At 64.8% G+C, this 22,558-nt stretch carries 15 protein-coding genes and 1 pseudogene; 4 read left to right on the top strand and 12 right to left on the bottom strand.

Features of this window, described 5'->3' with window-relative positions:
- Nucleotides 1–6: 6 nt before the first annotated feature.
- Together ACT9T4_RS12340 and ACT9T4_RS12335 are read right to left on the bottom strand one after the other, a co-directional pair.
- Complete coding sequence (locus tag ACT9T4_RS12340; RefSeq protein WP_042556807.1) at nt 7–522, bottom strand: DUF934 domain-containing protein; 516 nt, start codon at nt 520–522, stop codon at nt 7–9.
- Entirely contained in the window at nt 519–2,189 is a 1,671-nt protein-coding gene (locus ACT9T4_RS12335; RefSeq protein ID WP_499117182.1) for a nitrite/sulfite reductase, read from the bottom strand. Before ACT9T4_RS12335 ends, ACT9T4_RS12340 begins: the two co-directional genes overlap by 4 nt.
- Before the next feature lie 283 nt (nt 2,190–2,472).
- Between ACT9T4_RS12335 and mapR the strand changes: the two genes are divergently transcribed.
- Nucleotides 2,473–3,882, top strand: a complete 1,410-nt coding sequence (gene mapR / locus ACT9T4_RS12330) for a GntR family transcriptional regulator MpaR (protein ID WP_042556805.1) — start codon at nt 2,473–2,475, stop codon at nt 3,880–3,882.
- 60 nt (nt 3,883–3,942) lie between these two features.
- On the opposite strand, the gene ACT9T4_RS12325 is transcribed toward mapR, so the two are convergent.
- The 8 genes from ACT9T4_RS12325 to ACT9T4_RS12290 all read right to left on the bottom strand — a co-directional run bounded on the left by ACT9T4_RS12325 (nt 3,943) and on the right by ACT9T4_RS12290 (nt 17,053).
- Nucleotides 3,943–4,701 carry a type IV pili methyl-accepting chemotaxis transducer N-terminal domain-containing protein gene (locus ACT9T4_RS12325; RefSeq protein WP_231570255.1) on the bottom strand — a complete coding sequence of 253 codons (759 nt, stop codon included), beginning with the start codon at nt 4,699–4,701 and terminating at the stop codon, nt 3,943–3,945.
- Nucleotides 4,702–4,977: 276 nt separating this feature from the next.
- Entirely contained in the window at nt 4,978–7,452 is a 2,475-nt protein-coding gene (locus ACT9T4_RS12320; RefSeq protein WP_499117179.1) for a sensor domain-containing protein, read from the bottom strand.
- 411 nt (nt 7,453–7,863) lie between these two features.
- Nucleotides 7,864–8,622 carry a TerC family protein gene (locus tag ACT9T4_RS12315; protein ID WP_082045938.1) on the bottom strand — a complete coding sequence of 253 codons (759 nt, stop codon included), beginning with the start codon at nt 8,620–8,622 and terminating at the stop codon, nt 7,864–7,866.
- Nucleotides 8,623–8,860: 238 nt separating this feature from the next.
- A complete protein-coding gene (locus ACT9T4_RS12310) occupies nt 8,861–10,609 on the bottom strand; it encodes a bifunctional protein-serine/threonine kinase/phosphatase (protein ID WP_499117175.1) in 1,749 nt (582 codons plus the stop codon).
- 9 nt (nt 10,610–10,618) lie between these two features.
- Nucleotides 10,619–11,431, bottom strand: coding sequence for a formate/nitrite transporter family protein (locus ACT9T4_RS12305; RefSeq protein ID WP_499117172.1), 813 nt, complete (start codon nt 11,429–11,431; stop codon nt 10,619–10,621).
- 104 nt (nt 11,432–11,535) lie between these two features.
- Nucleotides 11,536–11,916, bottom strand: coding sequence for a nitrite reductase small subunit NirD (gene nirD / locus ACT9T4_RS12300; protein WP_042556801.1), 381 nt, complete (start codon nt 11,914–11,916; stop codon nt 11,536–11,538).
- Nucleotides 11,916–14,474, bottom strand: a complete 2,559-nt coding sequence (gene nirB / locus ACT9T4_RS12295; RefSeq protein WP_499117170.1) for a nitrite reductase large subunit NirB — start codon at nt 14,472–14,474, stop codon at nt 11,916–11,918. The genes nirD and nirB overlap by 1 nt, the downstream gene beginning before the upstream one ends.
- Before the next feature lie 1,691 nt (nt 14,475–16,165).
- Entirely contained in the window at nt 16,166–17,053 is an 888-nt protein-coding gene (locus ACT9T4_RS12290) for a PA4780 family RIO1-like protein kinase (RefSeq protein WP_042556799.1), read from the bottom strand.
- Nucleotides 17,054–17,225: 172 nt separating this feature from the next.
- On the opposite strand from ACT9T4_RS12290, the gene ada reads away from it, so the two are divergent.
- A complete protein-coding gene (gene ada / locus ACT9T4_RS12285) occupies nt 17,226–18,266 on the top strand; it encodes a bifunctional DNA-binding transcriptional regulator/O6-methylguanine-DNA methyltransferase Ada (RefSeq protein WP_499117168.1) in 1,041 nt (346 codons plus the stop codon).
- Between the two features lie 30 nt (nt 18,267–18,296).
- Here ada and ACT9T4_RS12280 read toward each other — a convergent pair whose 3' ends face one another.
- Nucleotides 18,297–19,574: an acetyl-CoA C-acetyltransferase gene (locus ACT9T4_RS12280; RefSeq protein ID WP_042556797.1), complete on the bottom strand. Its 1,278-nt coding sequence runs from the start codon at nt 19,572–19,574 to the stop codon at nt 18,297–18,299.
- Between the two features lie 149 nt (nt 19,575–19,723).
- On the opposite strand from ACT9T4_RS12280, the gene ACT9T4_RS12275 reads away from it, so the two are divergent.
- Nucleotides 19,724–21,079 (top strand): 3-oxoacyl-ACP reductase, encoded by a 1,356-nt coding sequence (locus ACT9T4_RS12275; RefSeq protein ID WP_042556796.1) that lies wholly within the window; start codon nt 19,724–19,726, stop codon nt 21,077–21,079.
- Here ACT9T4_RS12275 and ACT9T4_RS12270 read toward each other — a convergent pair.
- Nucleotides 21,080–21,478 (bottom strand): annotated as a pseudogene (locus ACT9T4_RS12270) (helix-turn-helix transcriptional regulator); the annotation flags it as partial.
- Between the two features lie 207 nt (nt 21,479–21,685).
- On the opposite strand from ACT9T4_RS12270, the gene ACT9T4_RS12265 reads away from it, so the two are divergent.
- Nucleotides 21,686–22,537: a MaoC family dehydratase gene (locus ACT9T4_RS12265; RefSeq protein WP_042556795.1), complete on the top strand. Its 852-nt coding sequence runs from the start codon at nt 21,686–21,688 to the stop codon at nt 22,535–22,537.
- The last annotated feature ends 21 nt before the right edge of the window (nt 22,538–22,558 follow it).

Genomic DNA, 22,558 nt, shown 5'->3' with positions numbered 1-22,558 from the left:
TGGGAATCAGGTGGCAGAGCGGCGTCTGAACAGCGGCCTGGGCTCGATGGCCGAGCGGCCGTACTGCACGCTCATGCCGGCGAGGCCCTTGAGGGCGTCGTGCACGGATTTGTCTTCGCGTACGGCAAAGCTGTCGAAGCCGCACTGGCGCATATGGCTGAGCTGGTCACGCAGTACGTCACCCACCGCGCGCAATTCGCCACGCCAGCCCAGGCGGGTGCGCAACAGGTAGGCCTGGCTGTAGCCGCGGCCGTCGCGAAAGCTGGGGAAATCGATGGCGATCAGCGGCAGCACGGCGAGCCAGGGCTGCAGCTCGACGGGGTCGTCGTCGGGGCTCAGGCACAGGCCGTCGCGGCTGGCCTCGGTGGCCTGCAGCACGGCCTCGCTCTGCCGTTCGCGCCAGCGCATCAGGGGCAGAATCAGCGGGCTTTCTGCGGGCGCATCGTCTCTGCGCAAAAGCATCCAGGGATCGTCGGTGACGACCTGTGCCGCACCATCGCGCAGGGTGATCAGGTTGTTCATGCCGGCTCCCCCGCCTTGCGGTAGACCCGCGCCTTGAAGGGCTCGATGCCGACACGCTGCACGGTGTCGATGAAGCGTTCGTCGCCTTCGCGCTGCTCATCGAAGGTCTCGACCAGACGCTCGATCACGTCCGGCACTTCGGCGGCGCTGAACGACGGGCCGATCACCTTGCCCAGCGCACTGGCCTTGCCCTGGGCGCCGCCGATGGTCACCTGGTACCACTCGCTGCCATTCTTGTCGACGCCGAGGATGCCGATATTGCCGATGTGGTGGTGGCCGCAGGCATTCATGCAGCCGGAAATGTTCAGGCTGATGTCGCCGAGCGCGTGCAGTGCTTCGGCATCTTCGAAACGTTGCTGGATGGCCTGGGCGATGGGAATCGACTTGGCGTTGGCCAGGGAACAGTAATCCCCACCCGGGCAGGCGATCACGTCGCTGAGCAGACCGATATTGGCGCTACCCAGGCCAATGCTCACGGCCCGCTGCCAGAGTGCGTACAGGTCGGCCTTGCGCACATCGGGCAGCACCAGATTCTGTTCGTGGGCCACGCGAACCTCACCGAAGCCGTAGCGCTCGGCCAGCTCGGCAACGGCGTCCATCTGCCCGGCGGTCACGTCGCCTGGCGGCAGGCTGGCACCCGGCTTGGTGGACAGCACCACGCTGGCGTAGCCCGGCACCCTGTGCGGCTGCACGTTACGCGACACCCAGCGGGCGAAGGCGGCATCGGCGGCCAGGGCGGTGCCGAAGTCCAGGTCGGCATGGGAAAGCGCAGCATAGGCTGGCGGCGCGAAGGCTGCGGCGACGCGCTGATACTCGGCGGCGGTCAGCTCGGCGGGGCCGTCCTTGATGTGCTGCCATTCGGCTTCGACTTCCCTGGCGAAGGCGTCGATGCCCAGCGCCTTGACCAGAATCTTGATGCGCGCCTTGTACTTGTTGTCGCGCCGACCATGGCGGTTGTACACGCGCAGGATCGCCTCGACGTAGGACAGCAGATGCCGCCACGGCAGACCGTCACGAATGACCTGGCCGAGGATCGGCGTACGCCCCAGGCCGCCGCCGACCAGCACCCGTACCAGCAGCTCACCGGCCGCATCGCGATACAGGTACAGGCCAACGTCGTGCATGGGCACCGCGGCGCGATCCTGTTCGGCCGCGCACAGGGCGATCTTGAACTTGCGCGGCAGAAACAGGAATTCCGGGTTGACCGTCGACCACTGGCGCAGGATCTCGGCCAGCGGGCGGGGGTCGAGCAACTCGTCGGCCGCCACCCCGGCGAAGGCTTCGGTGGTGATGTTGCGCACGCAGTTGCCCGAGGTCTGGATGGCGTGCATCTCCACCTCGGCCAGGCGCTCGAGGATGTCCGGCACCTGCTCCAGCTCGATCCAGTTGAACTGGATGTTCTGCCGTGTGGTGAAGTGCCCGTAATCGCGGTCGTGATCCCGCGCGATGGTCGCCAGGGTGCGCAATTGCCGCGCCGACAGGGTGCCGTAGGGAATCGCCACGCGCAGCATGTAGGCGTGCTTCTGCATGTACAGACCGTTCTGCAGGCGCAGCGGGAGAAACTCCTCTTCGCTGAGCTCGCCGCTGAGACGCCGCTGCACCTGATCGCGAAACTGCGCAACGCGCTCGCGCACCAGCGCGTGGTCGTACTCGTCGTAGTGATACATGCAAGGCCCTCATTGCCGGCACACACGGCATACAGGCCAGCACTATGGACAAGAGGTGCATTTCGAAACAGACGCAGATAAAACTGAAAAAACCATATCAGAAGCAGAAACTGCTACCTTTTGCATCCTGAAAAACCCATATGGCAGAGGTCCCTTCAGGCCTGATCCGTATTTCATGGAGATTTCTTTATCTGTTACCAAAATCGTCGGCGAGCCACCCTCCGCGCCCACACGATGACGAACAGCGGCGCTGCCCGCCTCCCAACCGCCAAGTCAGGACAGCATGAAACGCTACGAAAAATTCGCCGATGAAATAGCCGGGCTGATCCGCACCGGCGTGCTCGCGCCTGGCGAAAAGGTGCCTTCGGTGCGCCACGCCAGCCGCACCTACGGGGTAAGCCCTTCGACCGTGTTCCAGGCCTACTACCTGCTCGAAGACCGAGGGCTTATCCACGCTCGGGCGCGCTCCGGCTACTTCGTCCGCGAGCACGCCCGGCGCCCGCTGCACGAGCCGGAAGTGCGCGCGGGCACGGCGCAGACCACCGATGTCGATGTCAGCGAACTGGTGTTCTCAGTGCTGGGTTCGCTGAAGGACCCGCACACCGTGCCCTTCGGCTCGGCCTTTCCCAGCCCGGACCTCTTCCCGCTGCCGCGCCTGGCCCGCTCCATGGCGCAGAGCGTGCGCGACATGCCCAGCCACGCGGTGATCGCTGACATGACCGAGGGCAACCCGGACCTGCGCCGGCAGATCGCTCTGCGCTACATGGTCAGCGGCGTGCGGCTGCCGCTGGAAGAGCTGGTGATCACCACCGGCGCCATGGAGGCACTCAACCTGTGCCTGCAGTCGGTGACCGAGCCGGGCGATCTGGTGGCTATCGAGAGCCCGGCGTTCTACGCCACCCTGCAGGTGCTGGAGCGACTCAAGCTCAAGGCGGTGGAAATTCCCGTGCATCCACGCGAAGGCATCGACCTGGACAGCCTGGCGAGCAGCCTGGAGCAGCTGCCGATCAAGGCCTGCTGGTTCATGAGCAGCCTGCAGAACCCACTCGGCGCGAGCATGAGCGACGACAAGAAACGCGGTCTCTACGCGCTGCTGCAACGCCATCAGGTGCCACTGATCGAAGACGACGTGTATGCCGAGCTGTACTACGGCACCCAGCCGCCCAAGCCGGTAAAAAGCTTCGACCGCGAGGGCCTGGTGATGCATTGCGGCTCGTTTTCCAAATGCCTGGCGCCGGGTTACCGGGTCGGTTGGGTCGCCGGTGGCCGCTATGCCCAGCGCATCGCGCGGCTCAAGCTGATGACCACCATCTCACCCTCGGTACCTGCCCAGGCGGCCCTCGCCGACTACCTGCAGCACGGCGGCTACGACCGCCACCTGCGCAAGCTGCGCCATCAACTGGAAACCCAGCAGGCATCGATGCTGGCCTCGGCAGCGCGGCACTTTCCGGCGGACACACGGGTAACCCGGCCGAGCGGTGGCTATTTTCTGTGGTTCGAATTCGCCGAACGGGTGGATGCGCTGCAGCTGTTCCGGCTGGCGTTGGCCCAGGGCATCAGCCTGGCGCCGGGGCCGATCTTCTCGGCAACCCGCGGCTTCGGCCATTGTGCTCGGCTCAACCACGGCCACCCGTGGAGCACGCAGAGCGAGCAGGCCATGGCGACGCTGGGGCGAATCATCGATTCGTTCTGAGGGCGTAGCGGGTCGAGGTACGAGCGGGTGCTCATCCAGGGCGGGATGAGCACCAACGGGTCAGAGCTGGTCGCCCTGCAGGCCGGCGTAGAGGCGGGTCATTTCGTTCAGTTGGCGGAACATCGACTCGGCATTCACGGCGACGATGGTCGGCACGAAGTCCTTGGAGGCAAAGGCCTTGGTCGCGAACTGCCAGCGCGCGTCGGTCTTGCGCAGCGCCGCGGCGATCGCTTCATTCGGCGCACCGTTGGCCTGCAGCTCCTTCATGATGCTGTCGAATTCCTTCACCGAGGCGTCGAAGTTGGCATCCAGATTGGGCGCCTGCACCCCCCAGGCACGCGCCATGTAGAACATCGCGGTGCGCTGGGTGAGCACACGGTTCCAGCCACTTCGGTTGATCGAATGCGAGGCGGCGTCGCCGTTGTGCTTCTCGAACAGGTCGGTAACGTGCTGGCACTGCTTCACCAGCTCTTCGGCCTTGGCGAGCATGGCGGGGGCCTGGGCCTTGTCCGGCGTGGCGGTGATCATGGCGCGATAGGCCGTCCAGATCACCTCGACCTGGGCCAGGGCTGCGCGGACTTCATCATTGGTGGGATGAGCCTTGAGCTGGGCGTGATGATCCTCGAACAGCGCGATGCTGGTGTTGAGCTGTTTGGTGGCGTCATCGACCTTCACGTCGGAGCCGATCATCAAATAATCCTTGGCCATGATCTGGCCGAGACTGCGCTGCAGACCCGCCATGTTCATCGCCTCCAGCGGTTTCATTTCGGCCCAACTGGCGAAGCTGATCAGGCTGAGACCCAGCAGGAGCGTTCCCATGCAACGTTTAATCAACTCGATATCCTCGTGCGCGCTAAAAGGTCGCCCCAGCCCTGTAGCCACTGCCGTGAAGAACGGGATGGGCGTTGCCGGTCGACCTGAGTTAATACTGGAGCGCGGAGGCAGCAAGGGCTGCCAACATTCCGACGCCAGCGATTGTTGGATTCTAGTTCATACGCCCGTCGTTGACGTGTTGCCGATCTGCGATAGATCACCATCCGGCGGGCGAACATGGAGATTGGTGACGCCCGTCACACTGGCCGGCTCCCGCCTGCCCTATTCCAGCACCTCGATGCGCTCGCTGGCCGGCTGCGGACGGCCGAACAGGTACCCCTGGAAGTGCGAGCAGCCCTCCGCTTTCAACTGCTCGAACTGTGCATCGGTTTCCACGCCCTCGGCGGTCGTCTTGATCAGCAGGCTGCCACTCATGCCGGTGATGGCCCGCACGATGGACAGCGACTCGCGGCTCTCACCCATGTCCTGAACGAAGGACTTGTCGATCTTGATCCGGTCGAAGGAGAAGGATCGCAGGTAGCCCAATGAAGAATAGCCGGTACCGAAGTCGTCGAGCGCAATGTTCACGCCAAGTGCCTTGAGCGCCTTGAGGGTGTCGATGTTGCCTTCGCTGTTCTCCAGCAATACCGACTCGGTGATCTCCAGTTCCAGGCGCTCGGGCTCCAGCCCCGAGTCGGCCAGGGCCAGACCGACGACCTTGACCAGATCGGCGTTCTTGAACTGCACGGGCGACAGATTGACCGCCACCGTCTGCTTGCCTGACCAGCTCGCCGCCTCCTGGCAGGCGAGGTTGAGCGCGCGGGCGCCTACATCGTGGATCAGCCCGGTTTCCTCGGCGATGGGGATGAAGTCCATCGGCATGACCAGACCGTTACTCGGGTGCTGCCAGCGCATCAACGCTTCGTAGCCGGATATCAGGTTGCTGCCGTTATCGACGATGGGCTGGTAGTAAAGCTGCAACTGCCCGAGGTGCAGGGCCGTGCGCAGGTCCATCTCCATGGTACGACGGCGCCGCGCGGCAACATCCAGCTCCGGGTGGAAGCATTCGTAGCGGTTGCGCCCGTTACGCTTGGCTTCGTAGAGCGCCAGGTCGGCGTAGCGCATCAGTTGATCGGCCTGCTGGTGATCGTCCGGCGAAAGGGCGACGCCGATGCTCACTCCGACCGAGAAGCTGTGGCCGTCGATCAGGAACACGGGCGCCACGGCGGCGATCAGCCGTTTGGCGGTGCGCTGGGCATCCTCGGCGCTCTCCAGGCCGTTGAGCACCACCGCGAATTCGTCACCCCCCAGCCGTGCCAGGGTGTCGCGCTCGCGCAGCACACCCTTGAGGCGTTGGCCCAGGGAGCGCAGCAGGCGGTCACCGAAGGCATGGCCGAGGGCGTCGTTGATGTTCTTGAAGTTGTCCAGGTCCAGGCAGAGCACCGCGGTCAGTCGCTGTTTTTCCTCCCCCTCACGCAGCGCCTCGTCGAGGCGCTCACCGAACAGCGTGCGGTTGGGCAGCCCGGTCAGTGCATCGTGGTGGGCCATGTGGTGGATCTGTGCGTGGGCGGCGAGCTCGTCGGTGACATCCTCGGCGATCATCAGCAGGTAGCTGCTCTGTTGCTCGACGCCACTGCTCTGCAGCACACGGGTACGCAGCATGCGCGGGCCCTGCTGGGTGTCCAGGCAATCCTCGGAAAGATGCGGGGCCCCACTGCGGATGCACTGCTCGGTCTGCTCGGCGATGTAATCGACGATCGCCGGCGCCAGGCACTGCTCCGCACGGCGCCCGAGCATCTCGCTGGTGCTGCAGCCGAACAGCTTTTCCGCCCGCGGGTTGGCCAGCAGGATTTCTCGGCTGGTGGAGTCCTGCACGATGACGCTGGCCGGAATGTTGGAGATTACCGAGTCGAGGAAGCGGGACAGCGAGGCCATCTCTTCGCTGTAGCTCTCCGCCAGATCCTTGGCCTTGAGCAGTTCCAGTTCGTTCTGGCGGCGCTCGGTGATGTCACGGGTGATCTTGGCGAAACCGATCAGTTGGCGGTCGTCATCGTAGATGGCGTCGATCACCACGCTGGTCCAGAACGGCGAACCGTCCTTGCGCAGGCGCACGCCCTCGGCTTCGAAGCGCCCTTCACTACGAGCGGTTTCCAGGCCCTTGGCGGGCAGGCCGGCCTCACGGTCCTCGGGGGTATAGAACACCGAAAAGTGCTGACCGACGATCTCTTCGGCCTTGTAGCCCTTGGCACGCTCGGCGCCGGCGTTCCAGTTTTCCACATGGCCCTGGGGATCGAGCATGTAGATGGCGTAGTCGGTGACGCCCTGCACCAGCAGGCGAAAACGCTGCTCCTGCTCGCGCTGCTCGATCTGCAACTGACGCTGCTCGGTGCAGTCACGGGTGATCTTGGCGAAGCCGATCAGTTGGCCATCGTCATCGTGTACGGCATCGATCACCACATGGGCCCAGAACGACGTACCGTCCTTGCGCAGGCGCCAGCCCTGGGCCTCGAAACGCCCGGTGTCGCGAGCCTGCTGCAGGCCACGTTCGGGCACGCCAGCGGCGCGCTCCGCCTCGCCGTAGAACACCGAGAAATGCTGGCCGACGATCTCCGCCGCCAGGTAACCCTTGGCGCGCTGGGCGCCAGCATTCCAGTTGGTTACCACGCCTTCGGGACTGAGCATGTAGATGGCATAGTCCACCACGCTCTGCACCAACAGGCGATACATCACGTCGGCATTGGGATGAGTGGGGAGCATGGTGGCGGTCCTGAGAATCCGTAACAGCGCGATCCTCGGCGGGTCGGGCCAGAGGAGTCGTGCGCGAAAAGGTCACTCGATCGATCAAGGAGCCTGTTATCCCGGCTCACTGGAAGGCCACCCCAGTGCACCGTTGCACTCGTGGACGATTAGGCCCCAGGCAGATCGGTTCTGGTCATGGCATTGAGTGTAGTTGCAGGAGCGGATGGGCGTTACGGACGGCTTTCAGCTTGGCGAAAACAGGCATGCCGGCTCGCCCACTCACTGGTCATGAGGGAGATTCTGCCGTGCAAGATGGCACCGTGCCAGCAAAATATGACTGAACGGTCAGTCTTTGCCGGGAGGGAAGTGGCGCGGAGCGGAGGAAATGCAGCCACCTCCCCCCGCTGTGGCAGGGGGAGGTGCGCGGCGTCAAGGTGCCTTGTTGGCCTCGGCAGCCGCCTTGCGGCGCGCCCGGCGAGACAACATGTTGAGCCCCTCGATGATGGCGGAGAATGCCATCGCGGCGTAGATGTAGCCCTTCGGCACGTGAGCGCCGAAGCCTTCGGCGATCAGCGTCATGCCGATCATGATGAGGAAGCCCAGGGCCAGCATCACCACGGTCGGGTTGTTGGCGATGAAGCGCGCCAGCGGGTTGGCAGCGACCAGCATCACGGTAACGGCGGCGACCACGGCGATGACCATGATCGGCACGTGCGGCGTCATGCCCACGGCGGTGATGATGCTGTCGACCGAGAACACCAGGTCGAGCAGCAGGATCTGCACGATGGCGGCGCTGAAACCCAGGGTAGCGGTACGGCCGACGAACATGTCGCCTTCCGGCTCCGGGTCCATGGAGTGATGGATTTCCTTGGTCGCCTTCCAGAGCAGGAACAGGCCACCGGCGATGAGGATGATGTCCTTCCAGGAGAACGCCTGGCCGAACAGCTCGATCACCGGTTCCACCAGTTGGACGATCCACGCCACGGTGCCCAATAGGCCCAGACGCAGAACCAGCGCCGCACCAATACCCAGGCGCCGCGCTTTTTCACGCTGATGCTCGGGCAGCTTGTTGGTGAGGATGGAGATGAAGATCAGGTTGTCGATGCCGAGTACCACTTCCATTACCACCAGAGTGGCAAGGGCGACCCAGGCAGTTGGGTCGCTAGCTAGTTGCAGGAGATAGTCCACGATCACGCACTTTATGGCTGAACAGAAGCCGCATTCTGTCTTGTTGCCGAGAGAACAAATATGACAATTTGCGACAAATTATTTCATTAAGTTACCTTTCCATCTACGCCCTGAAACCGTGCACTGGCGGGGCCTGCACGGTTTTCACGCGAAGCGCGATACGAAGCGCTCGAGCAACGTGCCGGCCAGCCATGCAACCCCTCGGAAACACCCGGCAGTAAAGCGCCCTTGGCAACCGCTAGCGCGCCAGCAATACCACCACCGTCAACGCCAGCGCCAAACAACTGACCTGCCAGAACAACAGCGGATTGCGCTCCAGCAACGGTACCCGGCCACGGCGCAGCAACGCCTGACCGGGATGACGCAGCGCGTGGGCGAATTCGTCCGGGTCGGCATAGCGCTTCAGCGGGTCCGGGTGGCAGGCCTTGCGCAGCACGTCGTCGAGCCACGAAGGCAGCTCGCGCCCTTGGCCGAGCGGTGCGTAACGCAACCGCGCCTGGGCCGCGCGGGTTCGCGCCCGTGCCATGCTGGCCCCGTAAGGCAGCCGAGCGGTGAGCATCTGGTAGGCGATCACCGCCAGGGAAAACACGTCCGAGCGTACCGTGCCGGGCTCACCGAGCCAGTATTCAGGGGCGCTGTACTGCGCGGTGCCGAGTATCGGGTCGTCCGCCTGGCGGCTGGCGATCTCCTGCAGCCCTGCCACCCGGGTGGCGCCAAAATCGATGATCTTCACCGTACCGGTTGCATCGATCATCAGGTTGGCGGGACGCAGGTCCTGATGCAGCATTTCCAGACGGTGGAAGGCACGCAGGCCGCGGGCGATCTGCTCGACGATGCTACGCACGGTTTCCAGATCCGGGCTCGGGTGATCGATCATCCACTGCGCCAGGGTCCGGCCCTCGATGAACTCGCTGACGCCATACAGGAAATTGCGCTTGCGGGTCGGTGCACAAGCCTTGAGCACGTGGGGGCTGTCGATGCGCCGGGCGATCCACTCCTCCATGAGAAAGCGCTCGAGGTAAGCGGCGTCGTGCTGCAAGTCCTGGGAGGGCGTCTTGATCACCACGGTGGCAGCGCTGTCTTCATCGGTGGCCAGGTACACGTGGCTGCGGGCGCTGGCGTGCAGCGGGCGGACGATGCGGTAACCGTCGAAGGGCATGCGCGCTTCCAGAATCGGCGGGCACGGCAGCTCGCCGAGCTTGTGCTGCAACTCATCGACCTCGGCACGCGGCAGGCTGTCGACGCGCACCAGTTGCAGGGTCAGGTTGTCGTCGCTGCCATTGGCCAGGGCCTGGTCGACGATATGCTGGGCGGCCCGTTGCAGGTCGTCGGCGTGTGCGGCGATGCACTCGATCATGAAGCGCGAATCGACGAACTCGTACACGCCGTCGGTGGCCAGCAGGAACAGGTCGCCGCTCTCCAGCGCCAGTGCCTGATAGTCGATCTCCAATTGCGGCTGGATGCCCAGGGCACGGCTCAGGTAGCTCTTGTCCTGGCCGACCCAGACGCGGTGATCGCGGGTAAGCGGCTCCAGGGAGCCGTCGCGCAGGCGGTAGATGCGGGTATCGCCGACATGGAACAGGTGCGCGGTGGTCGACTTCAGCACCAGAGCGCTGAAGGTGCACACGTAGCCGCGGTCCATGTCGTAGCGATGCTGGCCGCGCCGCGTCTGGGCGTGCAGCCAGGCGTTGGTGGCGCTGAGCACGCGAGTCACCGAGGTCTTCACGGACCAGGCTTCGCTGGTGCTGAGATAGTCGGAGAGAAACGCCGCCACCGCCGTTTCACTGGCGATATGGCTGACGTCACTGCTGCTGATGCCGTCAGCCAGGGCGATGGCGATGCCTTTGCTGCTCAGTTGCGGCTCATGGGGCACGCAGAGGCCATGGAAGTCCTGATTGCGTGCCTTGCGGCCCTTGTCCGAGCACTGACCGATGCTGACCTGCAGTTGGCTCTTCCTGCCCGTGCGCAGGTTTTCAGCAGCGGCCATCGACGGTACTCAGTTGTAGGAGCGCTTGGGTGCGGTCTTGACGTGCGTGGTGTAGAGGGTCAGGCCGGTGAAGGCCAGGCCGCCAACCAGGTTGCCCAGTGCGGTGGGGATTTCGTTCCAGATCATGTAGTCCATCACCGAGAAATCGCCGCCCATGATCATCCCGAAGGGGAACAGAAACATGTTCACCACCGAGTGTTCGAAGCCCATGTAGAAGAACAGCATGACCGGCATCCACATGGCGATGGTCTTGCCGCTGACGGTGGTGGAGATCATCGCGCCGACCACACCCATGGACACCATCCAGTTGCACAGCATGCCGCGCAGGAAAATGGTCAGCCAGCCGGCCGTGCCGAACTCGGCGTAGCCCAGAGTGCGTGACTCGCCGATGTGCGAAATCTTCTCGCCGATCTCACCCGCGCTGGTCGAGAAGCCATAGGTGAAGACGAAAGCCATCATCACGGCGACCGTCAGTGCTCCGGCGAAGTTGCCGATGAACACCAGCCCCCAGTTGCGCAGCACGCCACCGACGGTGACCCCCGGGCGCTTGTCGAGCAGCGCCAGCGGAGCGAGGACGAATACCCCGGTGAGCAAGTCGAAGCCCATCAGGTACAGCATGATGAAACCGACCGGGAAGAACGCTGCGCCAAGCAGCGGCGAACCAGTCTGGACAGTGATGGTGATGGCGAACACCGCCGCCAGGGCCAGAATCGCACCGGCCATGAAGGCGCGGATCAGGGTATCGCGGGTCGACATGAAGATCTTCGACTCGCCGGTATCCACCATCTTTGTGACGAATTCGGCAGGAACCAGGTAGGACATGGAGATGCTCTCTTTTCAGGTGTGCAAACAGGAATGAGGGGGCGAATGGGCCGGGGCGCCTGCTTGGCGTTCTTCTCCGGCCTTCGCGGTAAGTCGTCGAGCATTCAGCTCGCCAGGCCGATTTCCACGGTGTCGCCATTGAGCCGCACCGGCCATACGCGCAGGCGCTGCTCCGGGTACTCGAGGCAGGTGCCGTCGACCAGGCGGAAATGCTGTTTGTAGAGCGGCGAAGCGATCACCAGGTCACCCTTGATCTGGCCGATCAGGCCGCGACCGATGACGTTGGCGCCGGATTTCGGATCGCGGTTTTCCACCGCGAACAGTTGCTCGCCGGCCTCGCTGTGGGGCAGATGGAACAGGGCGATCTGGTCACCCTCGAGCCAGGCCACCACACCGGAGTTGGCGACCAGATCCTGGCTGCTGCACAGCGGTTGCCATTCGGTGGCGGGAAGCGATTGGGCGCGCACGGCATTGGACTGGCTCATCAGAGCACCTCCTCGGTAACGGGAATCAGATGTAACTCGCTGGCGGTCATGGGTCGGCGCTGGCCACGCTCCTTGACGAAGTGAATGTCCGGATCGCCGCGCTTGTCGTTGACGAAGGTGCGGAAGCGCTTGAGCTTCTCCGGGTCCTTGAGGGCACCGGCCCATTCGCATTCATAACGGTCGACCACCAGCTGCATCTGCGCTTCCAGCTCGGCGCCAAGGCCCAGGCTGTCGTCGAGAATCACCGCCTTGAGGTAATCCAGGCCGCCTTCCAGCGATTCGCGCCATACCGAGGTGCGCTGCAGCTTGTCGGCAGTGCGCACGTAGAACATCAGCACGCGGTCGATGGTGCGGATCAGCGCTTCGTCATCCAGGTCGGTGGCGAACAGCTCGGCGTGCCGCGGGCGCATGCCGCCGTTGCCGCACACGTAGAGGTTCCAGCCCTTGTCGGTGGCGATCACGCCGATGTCCTTGCTCTGCGCTTCGGCGCACTCACGGGTGCAGCCACTGACCGCGAACTTGATCTTGTGCGGCGAGCGCAGGCCCTTGTAGCGATCCTCAAGGCGCAGCGCCATGCCGACGCTGTCCTGCACGCCATAGCGGCACCAGGTGCTGCCCACGCAGGACTTCACGGTACGCAGCGACTTGCCGTAGGCATGCCCGGTCTCGAAGCCGGCGGCGATCAGCTCGCCCCAGATTTCCGGCAGCTCGTGCAGTTGAGCGCCGAACAGGTCGATGCGCTGCCCGCCGGTGATCTTGGTGTAGAGGTCGTATTTCTTCGCCACGGCGCCGATGGCGATCAACCCGTCCGGGGTGATCTCGCCACCGGGAATACGCGGCACCACCGAGTAGGTGCCGTTCTTCTGCATGTTGGCCATGAAGGTGTCGTTGGTGTCCTGCAGCGGGATCAGCAGCGGGTCGGTGATCGGCTGGTTCCAGCACGACGCGAGGATCGAGCCGACCGCTGGCTTGCAGATATCGCAGCCGGTGTGGCCGCGGCCATGCTTGGCCAGCAGTTCTTCGAAACTGAGCACACCTTCCACCCGGACGATGGCGTACAGCTCCTGACGGGTATGGGCGAAGTGCTCGCAGAGGCTCTTGTCCACCGCCACGCCGCGGGCGCTCAACTCATGCTCGAAGACCTGTTTGAGCAAGGCGCTGCAACCACCGCAACCGCTGCCGGCCTTGGTGATGGCCTTCAGCTCGCCGAGGTCGGTGATGCCGGCGTCGACCTGGCAGCACACCGCGCCCTTGCTGACGTTGTGGCAGGAGCAGATGGTCGCGGTATCCGGCAGCGCATCGGCGCCCAGGGTCGGCGCGCCTTCGGACAGCGGCAGAATCAGGCTGGACGGATCGGCCGGCAGCTTGATGCCGTTCTGGGCGTACTGCAGCAGGGTGTCGTAATAACTGTTGTCGCCGACCAGCACGGCGCCGATGACGTGCTGACCATCCGGCGAGACCACCAGACGGCGGTAGCTGGCATTGGCTTCGTCGATATAGCGGTAGCTCTTGGCGCCCGGCGTGGCGGCGTGAGCATCGCCGATGGAGCCGACGTCGACGCCAAGCAGCTTGAGCTTGGTCGACATGTCGGCGCCGGTGAATAGTTCGTGGGGCGCGCCAGCCAGCTGTGCGGCGACATTGCGGGCCATCGAATAGCCCGGCGCGACCAGGCCGAAGACCATGCCATTCCAGGACGCGCATTCGCCGATGGCGAAAATCGCCGGGTCGCTGGTGCGGCAGTCGTTGTCGACCACCACGCCCCCGCGGGTCGCGATGTCGAGCCCGGCGGCACGGCCCAGGGCGTCCTGCGGACGAATACCGGCGGAAAACACGATCAGGTCGGTCTCAAGGAATTCGCCATCATTGAACTTCATGCGGTAGGCGTATTCCTCACCGATGACGATCTCCTGGGTGGCGCGCGATAGATGCACACCCACACCCAGGGCCTCGATGCGCGCCCGCAATGCGTCGCCACCGTCGTTATCCAGCTGCACCGGCATCAGGCGTGGCGCGAACTCCACCACATGAGCTTCCAGGCCAAGGGACTTGAGGGCATTGGCCGCCTCGAGACCGAGCAGACCGCCGCCCACCACCACGCCACGGCGGGCGCTGGCCGCGGCAGCGCGGATGCCGTCGAGGTCGTCCAAGGTGCGGTAGACCAGGCGCGAATTGCCCTCGGCGCCCGGAATCGGCGGTACGAACGGATAGGAACCGGTGGCCAGCACCAGCCGGTCGTAGCCGCGACGGCCGTTGGTGGTGACGACTTCGCGGTTCTCGCGGTCGATCTCCAGCACCTGCTCGCCGAGGTGCAGATGCACGCCGTTGCGGGCGTACAGATCAGGCTCGCCCAGGGCCAGGGCTTCGGCATCCTTGCCGGAGAAATACTCGGACAGGTGCACACGGTCGTAGGCGCGCTGGCGCTCTTCGCCATACACGTGCACCTGATAGCGATGCAGGGCGCCGCTGGCGATCAGCTGCTCCACACAGTGGTGGCCGACCATGCCGTTGCCGATGACGATCAGGTTCTCGCGCTTGATCGATGTGACGATGGAATTCATAGCCTGCCCTCTGTCTGCTGCGGTATCACGGTTTTCTGCAACGCAAAAAAAAGACGCCTGGAGCTGTTGTCAGCTTCAGGCGTCTTTGCCTTGGATTCAGTTATGTGGGGTGAGTATCAGGTCATGGCCTGTTCACCGGCCCCATCGATGATGGGTGCACAGGTTTGATAGCAGGTTGCATGCCAAGGCCTTGAAAAAGCCGGGAAGGCCCATGGCAAAGGGCTTGGCAGGCTCCTGCAGATCGGCGCGACTGGCGCAGGATACGAACCAAGATGAAGCAGGCGATCCTGAAACTCACCATTTCGGGGCAGCCCAAGCGGATTCGTGGGCGCAGGTCGGGTAAGCGCTACCTGCCGGCGCAGTGCCTGTGGGAGCGCGCCATGCGCGCGAAATCGCGGGCATGGCCCGCTCCCACAGTGGATCGCGGAACCGCCGTTCCCTGCGATTCTTCAGATAGGTCAGCGGGCGCAGGGTAGATGTTCATCCATCAGGCGGACCGCCCTTCAGCGCACCAACTTGTGGGAGCGCGCCATGCGCGCGAAATCGCGGGCATGGCCCGCTCCCACAGTGGATCGCAGAACCGCCGTTCCCTGCGATTCTTCAGATAGGTCAGCGGGCGCAGGGTCGATGTTCATCCATCAGGCGGATCGCCCTTCAGCGCACCAACTTGTGGGAGCGCGCCATGCGCGCGAAATCGCGGGCGCGGCCCGCTCCCACAGTGGATTGCAAAACGGCCGTTCCCTGCGGTTCTCCAGACAGGTCAGCGGGCGCAGGGTCGATGTTCATCCATCAGGCAGACCGCCCTTCAGCGCACTACCTTGTGGGAGCGCGCCATGCGCGCGAAATCGCGGGCGCGGCCCGCTCCCACAGTGGATCGCGGAACCGCCGTTCCCTGCGATTCTCCAGGCCGGTCCTAGGGCGCAGGATGGATGTTCACTCATCCTGCGAGCTGCCCTTCAGCGCAGTACCTTGTGGGAGCGCGCCATGCGCGCGAAATCGCGGGCGCGGCCCGCGCCCGCGGTGGATCGCGGAACCGCCGTTCCCTGCGATTCTTCAGGCCGGTTCGCGGGCGCAGGATGGATGTTCACTCATCCCGCGAGCTGCCCTTCAGCGCATCAACTTGTGGGAGCGCGCCATGCGCGCGAAATCGCGGGCGCGGCCCGCTCCCACAGTGGATCGCGGAACCGCCGTTTCCTGCGATTCTTCAGGCAGGTTCGCGGGCGCATGATGGATGTTCACCCATCCTGCGAGCTGCCCTTCGGCGCAGTACCTGTGGAAGCGCGCCATGCGCGCGAAATCGCGGGCGCGGCCCGCTCCCACAGTGGATCGCGGAACCGCCGGTCCCTGCGATTCTTCAGGCCGGTTCGCGGGCGCAGGATGGATGTTCACTCATCCCGCGAGCTGCCCTTCAGCGCACCAACTTGTGGGAGCGCGCCATGCGCGCGAAATCGCGGGCATGGCCCGCTCCCACAGTGGATTGCAAAACGGTCGTTCCCTGCGATTCTTCAGATAGGTCAGCGGGCGCAGGGTCGATGTTGATCCATCAGGCGGACCGCCCTTCAGCGCACCAACTTGTGGGAGCGCGCCATGCGCGCGAAATCGCGGGCACGGCCCGCGCCCGCGGTGGATCGCAGCCGTACAGGGTGGGCCGGGCGGCGATCCGCTTCAGCCCACCACTGCATCAAGCTCAATCACCGCTCCCAGGGCGGAGGCGGCTCCTGGTCCTTGGGCTCGTCCTCGGCGTTGAGCGCGGCCTGACGGCGTGCCTCATCGGCCAGGGCGGCCTTGATTTCACGCAACACGGCGTCGACGTCGGCCTCGTCCTCGGGGTCATCGAACTCCCCGGTCAGCACGCTATCCGGCGTCAGCTTGCCGTCTTCGTAGAGCGCCCACATTTCCTTGGCGTACTTGGTGAACTTGAGCTCCGGTGCGAACTGGCCGAAATAGGCGGCCATGTTGCCGACGTCACGCTCGAGCATCTTGAAGGCGTGGTTGTTGCCGGCCGCATCCACCGCCTGGGGCAGGTCGATGATCACCGGGCCTTCAGGGCCAAGCAGCACGTTGAATTCGGACAAGTCGCCATGCACCAAGCCGGCGCAGAGCATCTTGACGATTTCTTCGATCATGAAAGCGTGGAATTCACGGGCGTCTTCGGGGTGCAGGTCGACGTCGTTGAGGCGCGGCGCTACGCCACCCTCGCCGTCCCCGACCAGTTCCATGAGCAGCACACCCTCGAGAAAGTCATAGGGTTTCGGCACCCGGACCCCGGCGCTGGCCAGACGAAACAGGGCTGCCACCTCGGCGTTCTGCCAGGCGTCTTCCTGCCCCTTGCGACCATACTTGGAGCCCTTGGCCATAGCCCGCGCGTCACGGCTGTTGCGTACCTTGCGACCTTCCTGATACTCGGCGGCCTGGCGGAAACCCCGCTTGTTGGCTTCCTTGTAGACCTTGGCGCAACGCAACTCGGTACCGCAACGCACAACATAGACCGCTGCTTCCTTGCCGCTCATCAAAGGGCGAATCACCTCGTCCACCAGGCCGTCTTCGACCAGGGGCTCAATGCGTTTTGGCGTCTTCATCAGCTTTTATTAGGGTCCTCAATGGGCTATGCGGCCCTTTTATACGGCAATCCTCGGGCAGCGCACAGTCTCTATGGAAAATGTGCCGACTCATACACTTTGAAAGCGTGATTGGCACTGGCGCGTAATCTGGTCGATACCGACAATCCAGTGTCTGTTACAGGAGATGAACATGTCGGAAGAACGCCACTGGCAAGCCGTATGCGAACGCGATGCCACGCAGGACGGTGAATTCGTCTTCGCCGTGCGCTCGACCGGCATCTACTGCCGCCCCAGCTGTCCGGCACGCCGGCCAAGGCGCGAGAACGTCAGTTTCCATGCCACGCCCGCACACGCCGAGGCGGCGGGGTATCGGCCCTGTAAACGCTGCTCGCCCCGGGGCAGCAGCCTGGCCGAGCAGCTCGACGCGCTGGTGACTGCAGCCTGCCGCCTGCTCGACGAAGCGGAAAGACCACCGACTCTGCAAGCACTTGCCGCGCGCATCGGCCTGTCACCGTCGCACCTGGCCAGAGCCTTCAAGGCACGTACCGGGATGACACCCAAGGCCTGGGGCAGCGCCCGCCAGCGTGAGCGCCTGGCGCTCGAACTGCCCCAGGCCGGTTCGCTGCTCGATGCTGCGCTGAACAGCGGTTACTCCAGTACCCGCGCACTCTACGAGCGGGCCGATGGGGTGAGCGCGGCCAGCCGACGCAAAGGTGCCGCCGGGGAATCGCTGCGCCTGGCAGTGGCGCCCTGCCCACTGGGCTACCTGCTGGTGGCGAGCAGCGACACTGGCCTCTGCGCCCTGTTGTTCGGCGAATCCGCGAACGCGGTGGAGGCGGAGCTGCGTCAGCGCTTTCCTGCGGCAACGCTGCAGCGTGACGACAAGGCACTGGAGGAGTGGCTGAACGCGGTGCTGATGCAGCTCGAGGAACCGGCACGCGCTGCCTGCCTGCCGCTGGATCTGCAAGGCACGGCGTTTCAGCAGCAGGTATGGCAGGCCCTGCGGGCCATCCCAATGGGTCAGACGCGAACCTACGGACAACTGGCCGCCAACCTGGGCAGCCACCCACGGGCCATCGCCCGAGCCTGCTCCAGCAATCCGCTGGGCCTGCTGGTGCCCTGCCACCGCGTCACCGCAGCCGATGGCAGCCTCGGCGGCTACCGCTGGGGCGTGGCACGCAAGGCCGCCTTGCTCGAGGCCGAAGCCAAGACGACGCGGCGCGAGGATTGATCGGCCAGCCGGTCGCCCTGGTCGGCCGACTCAGCGCTCCAGAATCGCGGTAACGCCCTGGCCACCGGCGGCGCAAATGGAGATCAGGCCACGGCCTTCGCCGGCCACCGATAGCAGCTTGGCCAGGTTGGCGACGATGCGCCCACCCGTCGCTGCGAACGGGTGGCCAGCCGCCAGGGAGCTGCCCTTGATGTTGAGCTTCGCACGGTCGATGCCGCCCAGCGGCTGTTGCAGACCCAGCTTGCTGCGGCAATAGTCGGCGTCCTCCCAGGCCTTGAGCGTGCACAGCACCTGAGCGGCGAAGGCTTCGTGGATTTCGTAGTAGTCGAAATCCTGCAGCGTGAGGCCATTGCGCGCCAGCAAGCGCGGCACCGCATACACCGGCGCCATCAACAGCCCCTCGTTGCCTTTGACGAAATCCACCGCCGCCGCCTCGCCATCGCGCCAGTAGGCAAGAATCGGCAGACCACGGGCCTTGGCCCATTCTTCGCTGGCCAGCAGGACCAACGACGCACCATCGGTCAGCGGTGTCGAGTTGGCTGCGGTCAGGGTGCCGCGCTGGCCACGCTCGAACACGGGCTTGAGGGTGGCCAGCTTGGCCAGGTCGATATCGGGGCGCAGGTTCTGGTCACGGGTCAGGCCGAGAAACGGCGTCAGCAAATCGTCCTGCCAGCCTTCGGCGTAGGCGGCAGCGAGCTTGCGGTGGCTCTCCACGGCCAACTGATCCTGCTCGTCACGCGGGATGGCCCAGTGCTGCGCCATCAGCTCGCAATGCTGGCCCATGGACAAGCCGGTGCGCGGCTCGCCATTGCGCGGTAGCGAGGGCGCCAGGTGCCGTGGACGCAGCTGCAGCAGCGCCTTGATCTTGTCGCCGGTGCTCTTGCCGCGATTGGCTTGTAACAGGATCTTGCGCAGGCCTTCGTTGACGCCGATGGGCGCATCCGAGGTGGTGTCCACGCCACCGGCGATACCGCTTTCGATCTGCCCCAGGGCAATCTTGTTGGCCACCAGCAGCGCGGCTTCGAGCCCGGTGCCGCAGGCCTGTTGCAGGTCGTAGGCCGGGGTTTCGGGGGCCAGGCGCGAGCCGAGTACGCATTCGCGGGTCAGGTTGAAGTCCCGCGAGTGCTTGAGCACCGCCCCTGCGACCACTTCGCCAAGGCGCTCGCCGTGCAGGTTGTAGCGCTCGATCAGGCCCTCCAGCGCGCTGGTGAGCATGGCCTGGTTGCTGGCCGTGGCGTAGGCGGTATTGGAGCGGGCGAAGGGAATACGGTTGCCACCAACGATGGCGACCCGGCGCGGCAGGCTCATGTACGGCTCCTTGCGGGTAATATTCTGCGGCACTTTAGGGTGCCGATTCACCGACACGGTGGCCGGTTATTGGGCTGCTGTCGATGCATGAAACGAGTGATGGCGTACAGTGGTCAACCTCTTTGAGTTTCTGCCCTGGAGTCTGTTCCATGTCCGATCGCTACCTCAACTTCGCCAATACGCCTACCGGACGCCGCCTGGTCGGCGCGCTCGGGCTGCCCGCTCCGCTGCCTCTGGAACGCTGGGTGGCGGGCCGCAACAGGCCTCTGGAAGGTGCGTTGCTGATCGGCGGTAACGGCGACCTGGGCGCTGCGGTGGCAGCCTTCGCCAGCCGCCTGACCGACGAAACCTTCGCCGCTCTCGATGACCAGTACGGCCTGCCGCGCTGGACCGCCGAGCATGGCCCGAAGCTCAAGGGGCTGGTGTTCGATGCCAGTGGCCTGAGCCGCTTCGAGGAGCTCGATGCCCTGCGTCAGTTCTTCCAGCCTGCCCTGAAGAACCTCGGTCGCTGCCCACACGTGGTGGTGCTCGGTCGCGCCCCGCAGACGCTCGACGATCCTCAGGCGTCCAGCGTGCAGCGTGCCCTGGAGGGCTTCACCCGCTCCCTGGCCAAGGAGATCCGCCGTGGCGGCACCGTGCAACTGCTGCACGTCGATCAGGGTGCGCAAGATCAGCTGGAGGGCGCCCTGCGCTTCCTGCTTTCGCCCAAGAGCGCCTATGTGTCGGCCCAGGTACTGCGCCTTCAGCCCTACGCGCAGCAGGTCAACGACTGGACCCGCCCACTGGCCGGCAACACCGCACTGGTCACTGGCGCCAGCCGTGGTATCGGCGCCGCCATCGCCGAAACCCTGGCGCGCGACGGCGCCGAAGTTTTGCTGCTGGACGTACCCCAGGCCAAGGATGCCCTCGATGCCCTGGCCTCGCGCCTCGGCGGACGCAGCCTGGCGCTGGATATATGCGCCGACGACGCGCCCGCGAAACTGGTCGAGGCCCTGCCGCACGGGGTGGATATCGTCGTGCACAACGCAGGTATCACCCGTGACAAGACCCTGGCGAAGATGAGCGAGGGGCTCTGGGAGTCGGTGATCGACGTCAACCTGCGCGCACCGCAGCAGCTCACCGATGCCCTGCTGCAAGCCGGTACCCTGCGCGATAACGGCCGAGTGGTGCTGATCGCATCGCTGAGCGGCATCGCCGGTAACGTCGGGCAGACCAACTATGCAACCAGCAAGGCCGGGCTGATCGGCCTGGCGCAAAGCTGGGCGCCGACGCTGGCCGAACGTGGCATCAGCATCAACGCCGTGGCCCCGGGCTTCATCGAAACGAGCATGACCGCCGCCATCCCCTTCACCATCCGCGAGGCCGGCCGGCGCATGAACGCCATGAATCAGGGCGGCCTGCCTCAGGATGTCGCCGAAGCCGTGGCCTGGTTCGCCCAGCCCGGTTCCGGCGCGGTCAGTGGTCAGGTGTTGCGGGTATGCGGGCAGAGCCTGCTGGGTGCCTGATCAGACTGGGCCGCGGCCGGCTGCCTGCAGCCGGCCGCGGCGGCGAAACTCCACCGGCGTTTCGCCGACCCAGCGCTTGAACGCGCGGTAGAAGGTGCTGGGCTCGGAAAACCCGGTGCGTTCGGCGATCAGCTCGATGCGCTCGTCGGTCTCCAGCAACAGGCGTTTGGCCAACTGGCTACGACGATCGTTGACCATGTCGTTGAAGCGCACATTGGCCTGCGACAGTTGCTCACGAAGCCGTCGGGCGGGCATCTGCAGGCGCGTGGCGACCTGCTCGAGGGTGGCACCTTCGGCGAGTAACTGATCGATCAGCTCATGCACCTGGCTGACCAGGTCCAGGCGCGCTTCGCCCAACGAGCGTCGCAGCAGCGGATTGAGCAGGTATGAGAGCTGCGGCGTATCGGTGATCGACCGCATCAGGGCGCAGCCCGCCGGGTAATTTCATGCATGCTGGCGTCTTCCTTGCCTGGCTGAATGACGACAAGCGTAGGCGGCTTTGAAGATTTGCGCCCGGCCCAAGCGCGGCGGGCACCAATACAGGCTGGCTACTGTCCTAAATCTCGGCGAAAGTACGCTGAATTCCACTTTGCACCGGAGCGCACGATGGCAACCGAATGGCTCGATCTGCACACCCCGCCGGCTCTGCCTGGCCTGCTCCTGCGCGCGGCGATGCGTCGTGGTATCACCGGCAAGGTGCTGCCGCATCGAGGGCTGCGCTGCCAGGTCAGTGTCGACCCCAGCCACCTGGCCCGCTATCGCCAGTTGTGCGGATTTGCCGACGATGCCCGGCTGCCTGCCACCTACCCCCACGTGCTGGCTTTCGCGCTGCAGATGAAGCTGCTCACCGAAGCCGACTTTCCCTTTCCCCTGCTCGGCCTGGTGCACCTGGAAAATCGTATCAGGGTGATTCGCCAGCTCGCCGGGCTGGGCCCTTTTACCCTGAGCGTGGAGACCAGCAACCTGGCGCCCCATGACAAGGGTGCGGTATTCAGTGTCATCACCCGCCTCGAGGACCAGCTCGGGCTGCTCTGGGAAGGTGACAGCCGCCTGCTCTGCCGAGGCATGAAACTGGACGGCCAGACGGTCGGGCGCAGCGACCCTGCCAGCCTGCCGATGGACGAGCTGACTCAATGGCAGGCGCCTGCCAACATCGGCCGCCGCTATGCGCGAATCTCCGGCGACTACAACCCCATCCACCTGTCGGCACTGACCGCCAAACCCTTTGGCTTCCCACGCGCCATCGCCCACGGTCTCTGGAACAAGGCGCGGGCCCTGGCGGCGCTGCAGGCGCACCTGCCGGCCTCGGGGTACAGCGTCGAAGTGCGCTTCCAGAAACCGGTGCTGCTGCCGAGCAGCATCCGCATGCGCGCCAGCCTGCCCGCGGCCGAAGGCCAGTTCGACCTGCTCGGCAAAGAGGATGTGCCGCATTTGGCCGGGTACTGGCAGGTCATATAAGCGTCGTGAAAGAATGTGCGG

This window comes from Pseudomonas sp. SZ40, from assembly GCF_052958135.1.
The sequence above is the reverse complement of the archived record's forward strand: the minus strand, read 5'-3'. Positions and strand labels throughout refer to the sequence as shown.

Coding starts and splice junctions, on each gene's coding strand:
- ACT9T4_RS12305 (WP_499117172.1), bottom strand. CDS start 11,431: ATGTCCTACCTGGTTCCTGCCGAATTCGTCACAAAGATGGTGGATACC.
- ACT9T4_RS12310 (WP_499117175.1), bottom strand. CDS start 10,609: ATGGCCGCTGCTGAAAACCTGCGCACGGGCAGGAAGAGCCAACTGCAG.
- ACT9T4_RS12265 (WP_042556795.1), top strand. CDS start 21,686: ATGGCAACCGAATGGCTCGATCTGCACACCCCGCCGGCTCTGCCTGGC.
- ACT9T4_RS12340 (WP_042556807.1), bottom strand. CDS start 522: ATGAACAACCTGATCACCCTGCGCGATGGTGCGGCACAGGTCGTCACC.
- ACT9T4_RS12275 (WP_042556796.1), top strand. CDS start 19,724: ATGTCCGATCGCTACCTCAACTTCGCCAATACGCCTACCGGACGCCGC.
- nirB (WP_499117170.1), bottom strand. CDS start 14,474: ATGAATTCCATCGTCACATCGATCAAGCGCGAGAACCTGATCGTCATC.
- nirD (WP_042556801.1), bottom strand. CDS start 11,916: ATGAGCCAGTCCAATGCCGTGCGCGCCCAATCGCTTCCCGCCACCGAA.
- ACT9T4_RS12280 (WP_042556797.1), bottom strand. CDS start 19,574: ATGAGCCTGCCGCGCCGGGTCGCCATCGTTGGTGGCAACCGTATTCCC.
- mapR (WP_042556805.1), top strand. CDS start 2,473: ATGAAACGCTACGAAAAATTCGCCGATGAAATAGCCGGGCTGATCCGC.
- ada (WP_499117168.1), top strand. CDS start 17,226: ATGTCGGAAGAACGCCACTGGCAAGCCGTATGCGAACGCGATGCCACG.
- ACT9T4_RS12290 (WP_042556799.1), bottom strand. CDS start 17,053: ATGAAGACGCCAAAACGCATTGAGCCCCTGGTCGAAGACGGCCTGGTG.
- ACT9T4_RS12335 (WP_499117182.1), bottom strand. CDS start 2,189: ATGTATCACTACGACGAGTACGACCACGCGCTGGTGCGCGAGCGCGTT.
- ACT9T4_RS12325 (WP_231570255.1), bottom strand. CDS start 4,701: ATGGGAACGCTCCTGCTGGGTCTCAGCCTGATCAGCTTCGCCAGTTGG.
- ACT9T4_RS12320 (WP_499117179.1), bottom strand. CDS start 7,452: ATGCTCCCCACTCATCCCAATGCCGACGTGATGTATCGCCTGTTGGTG.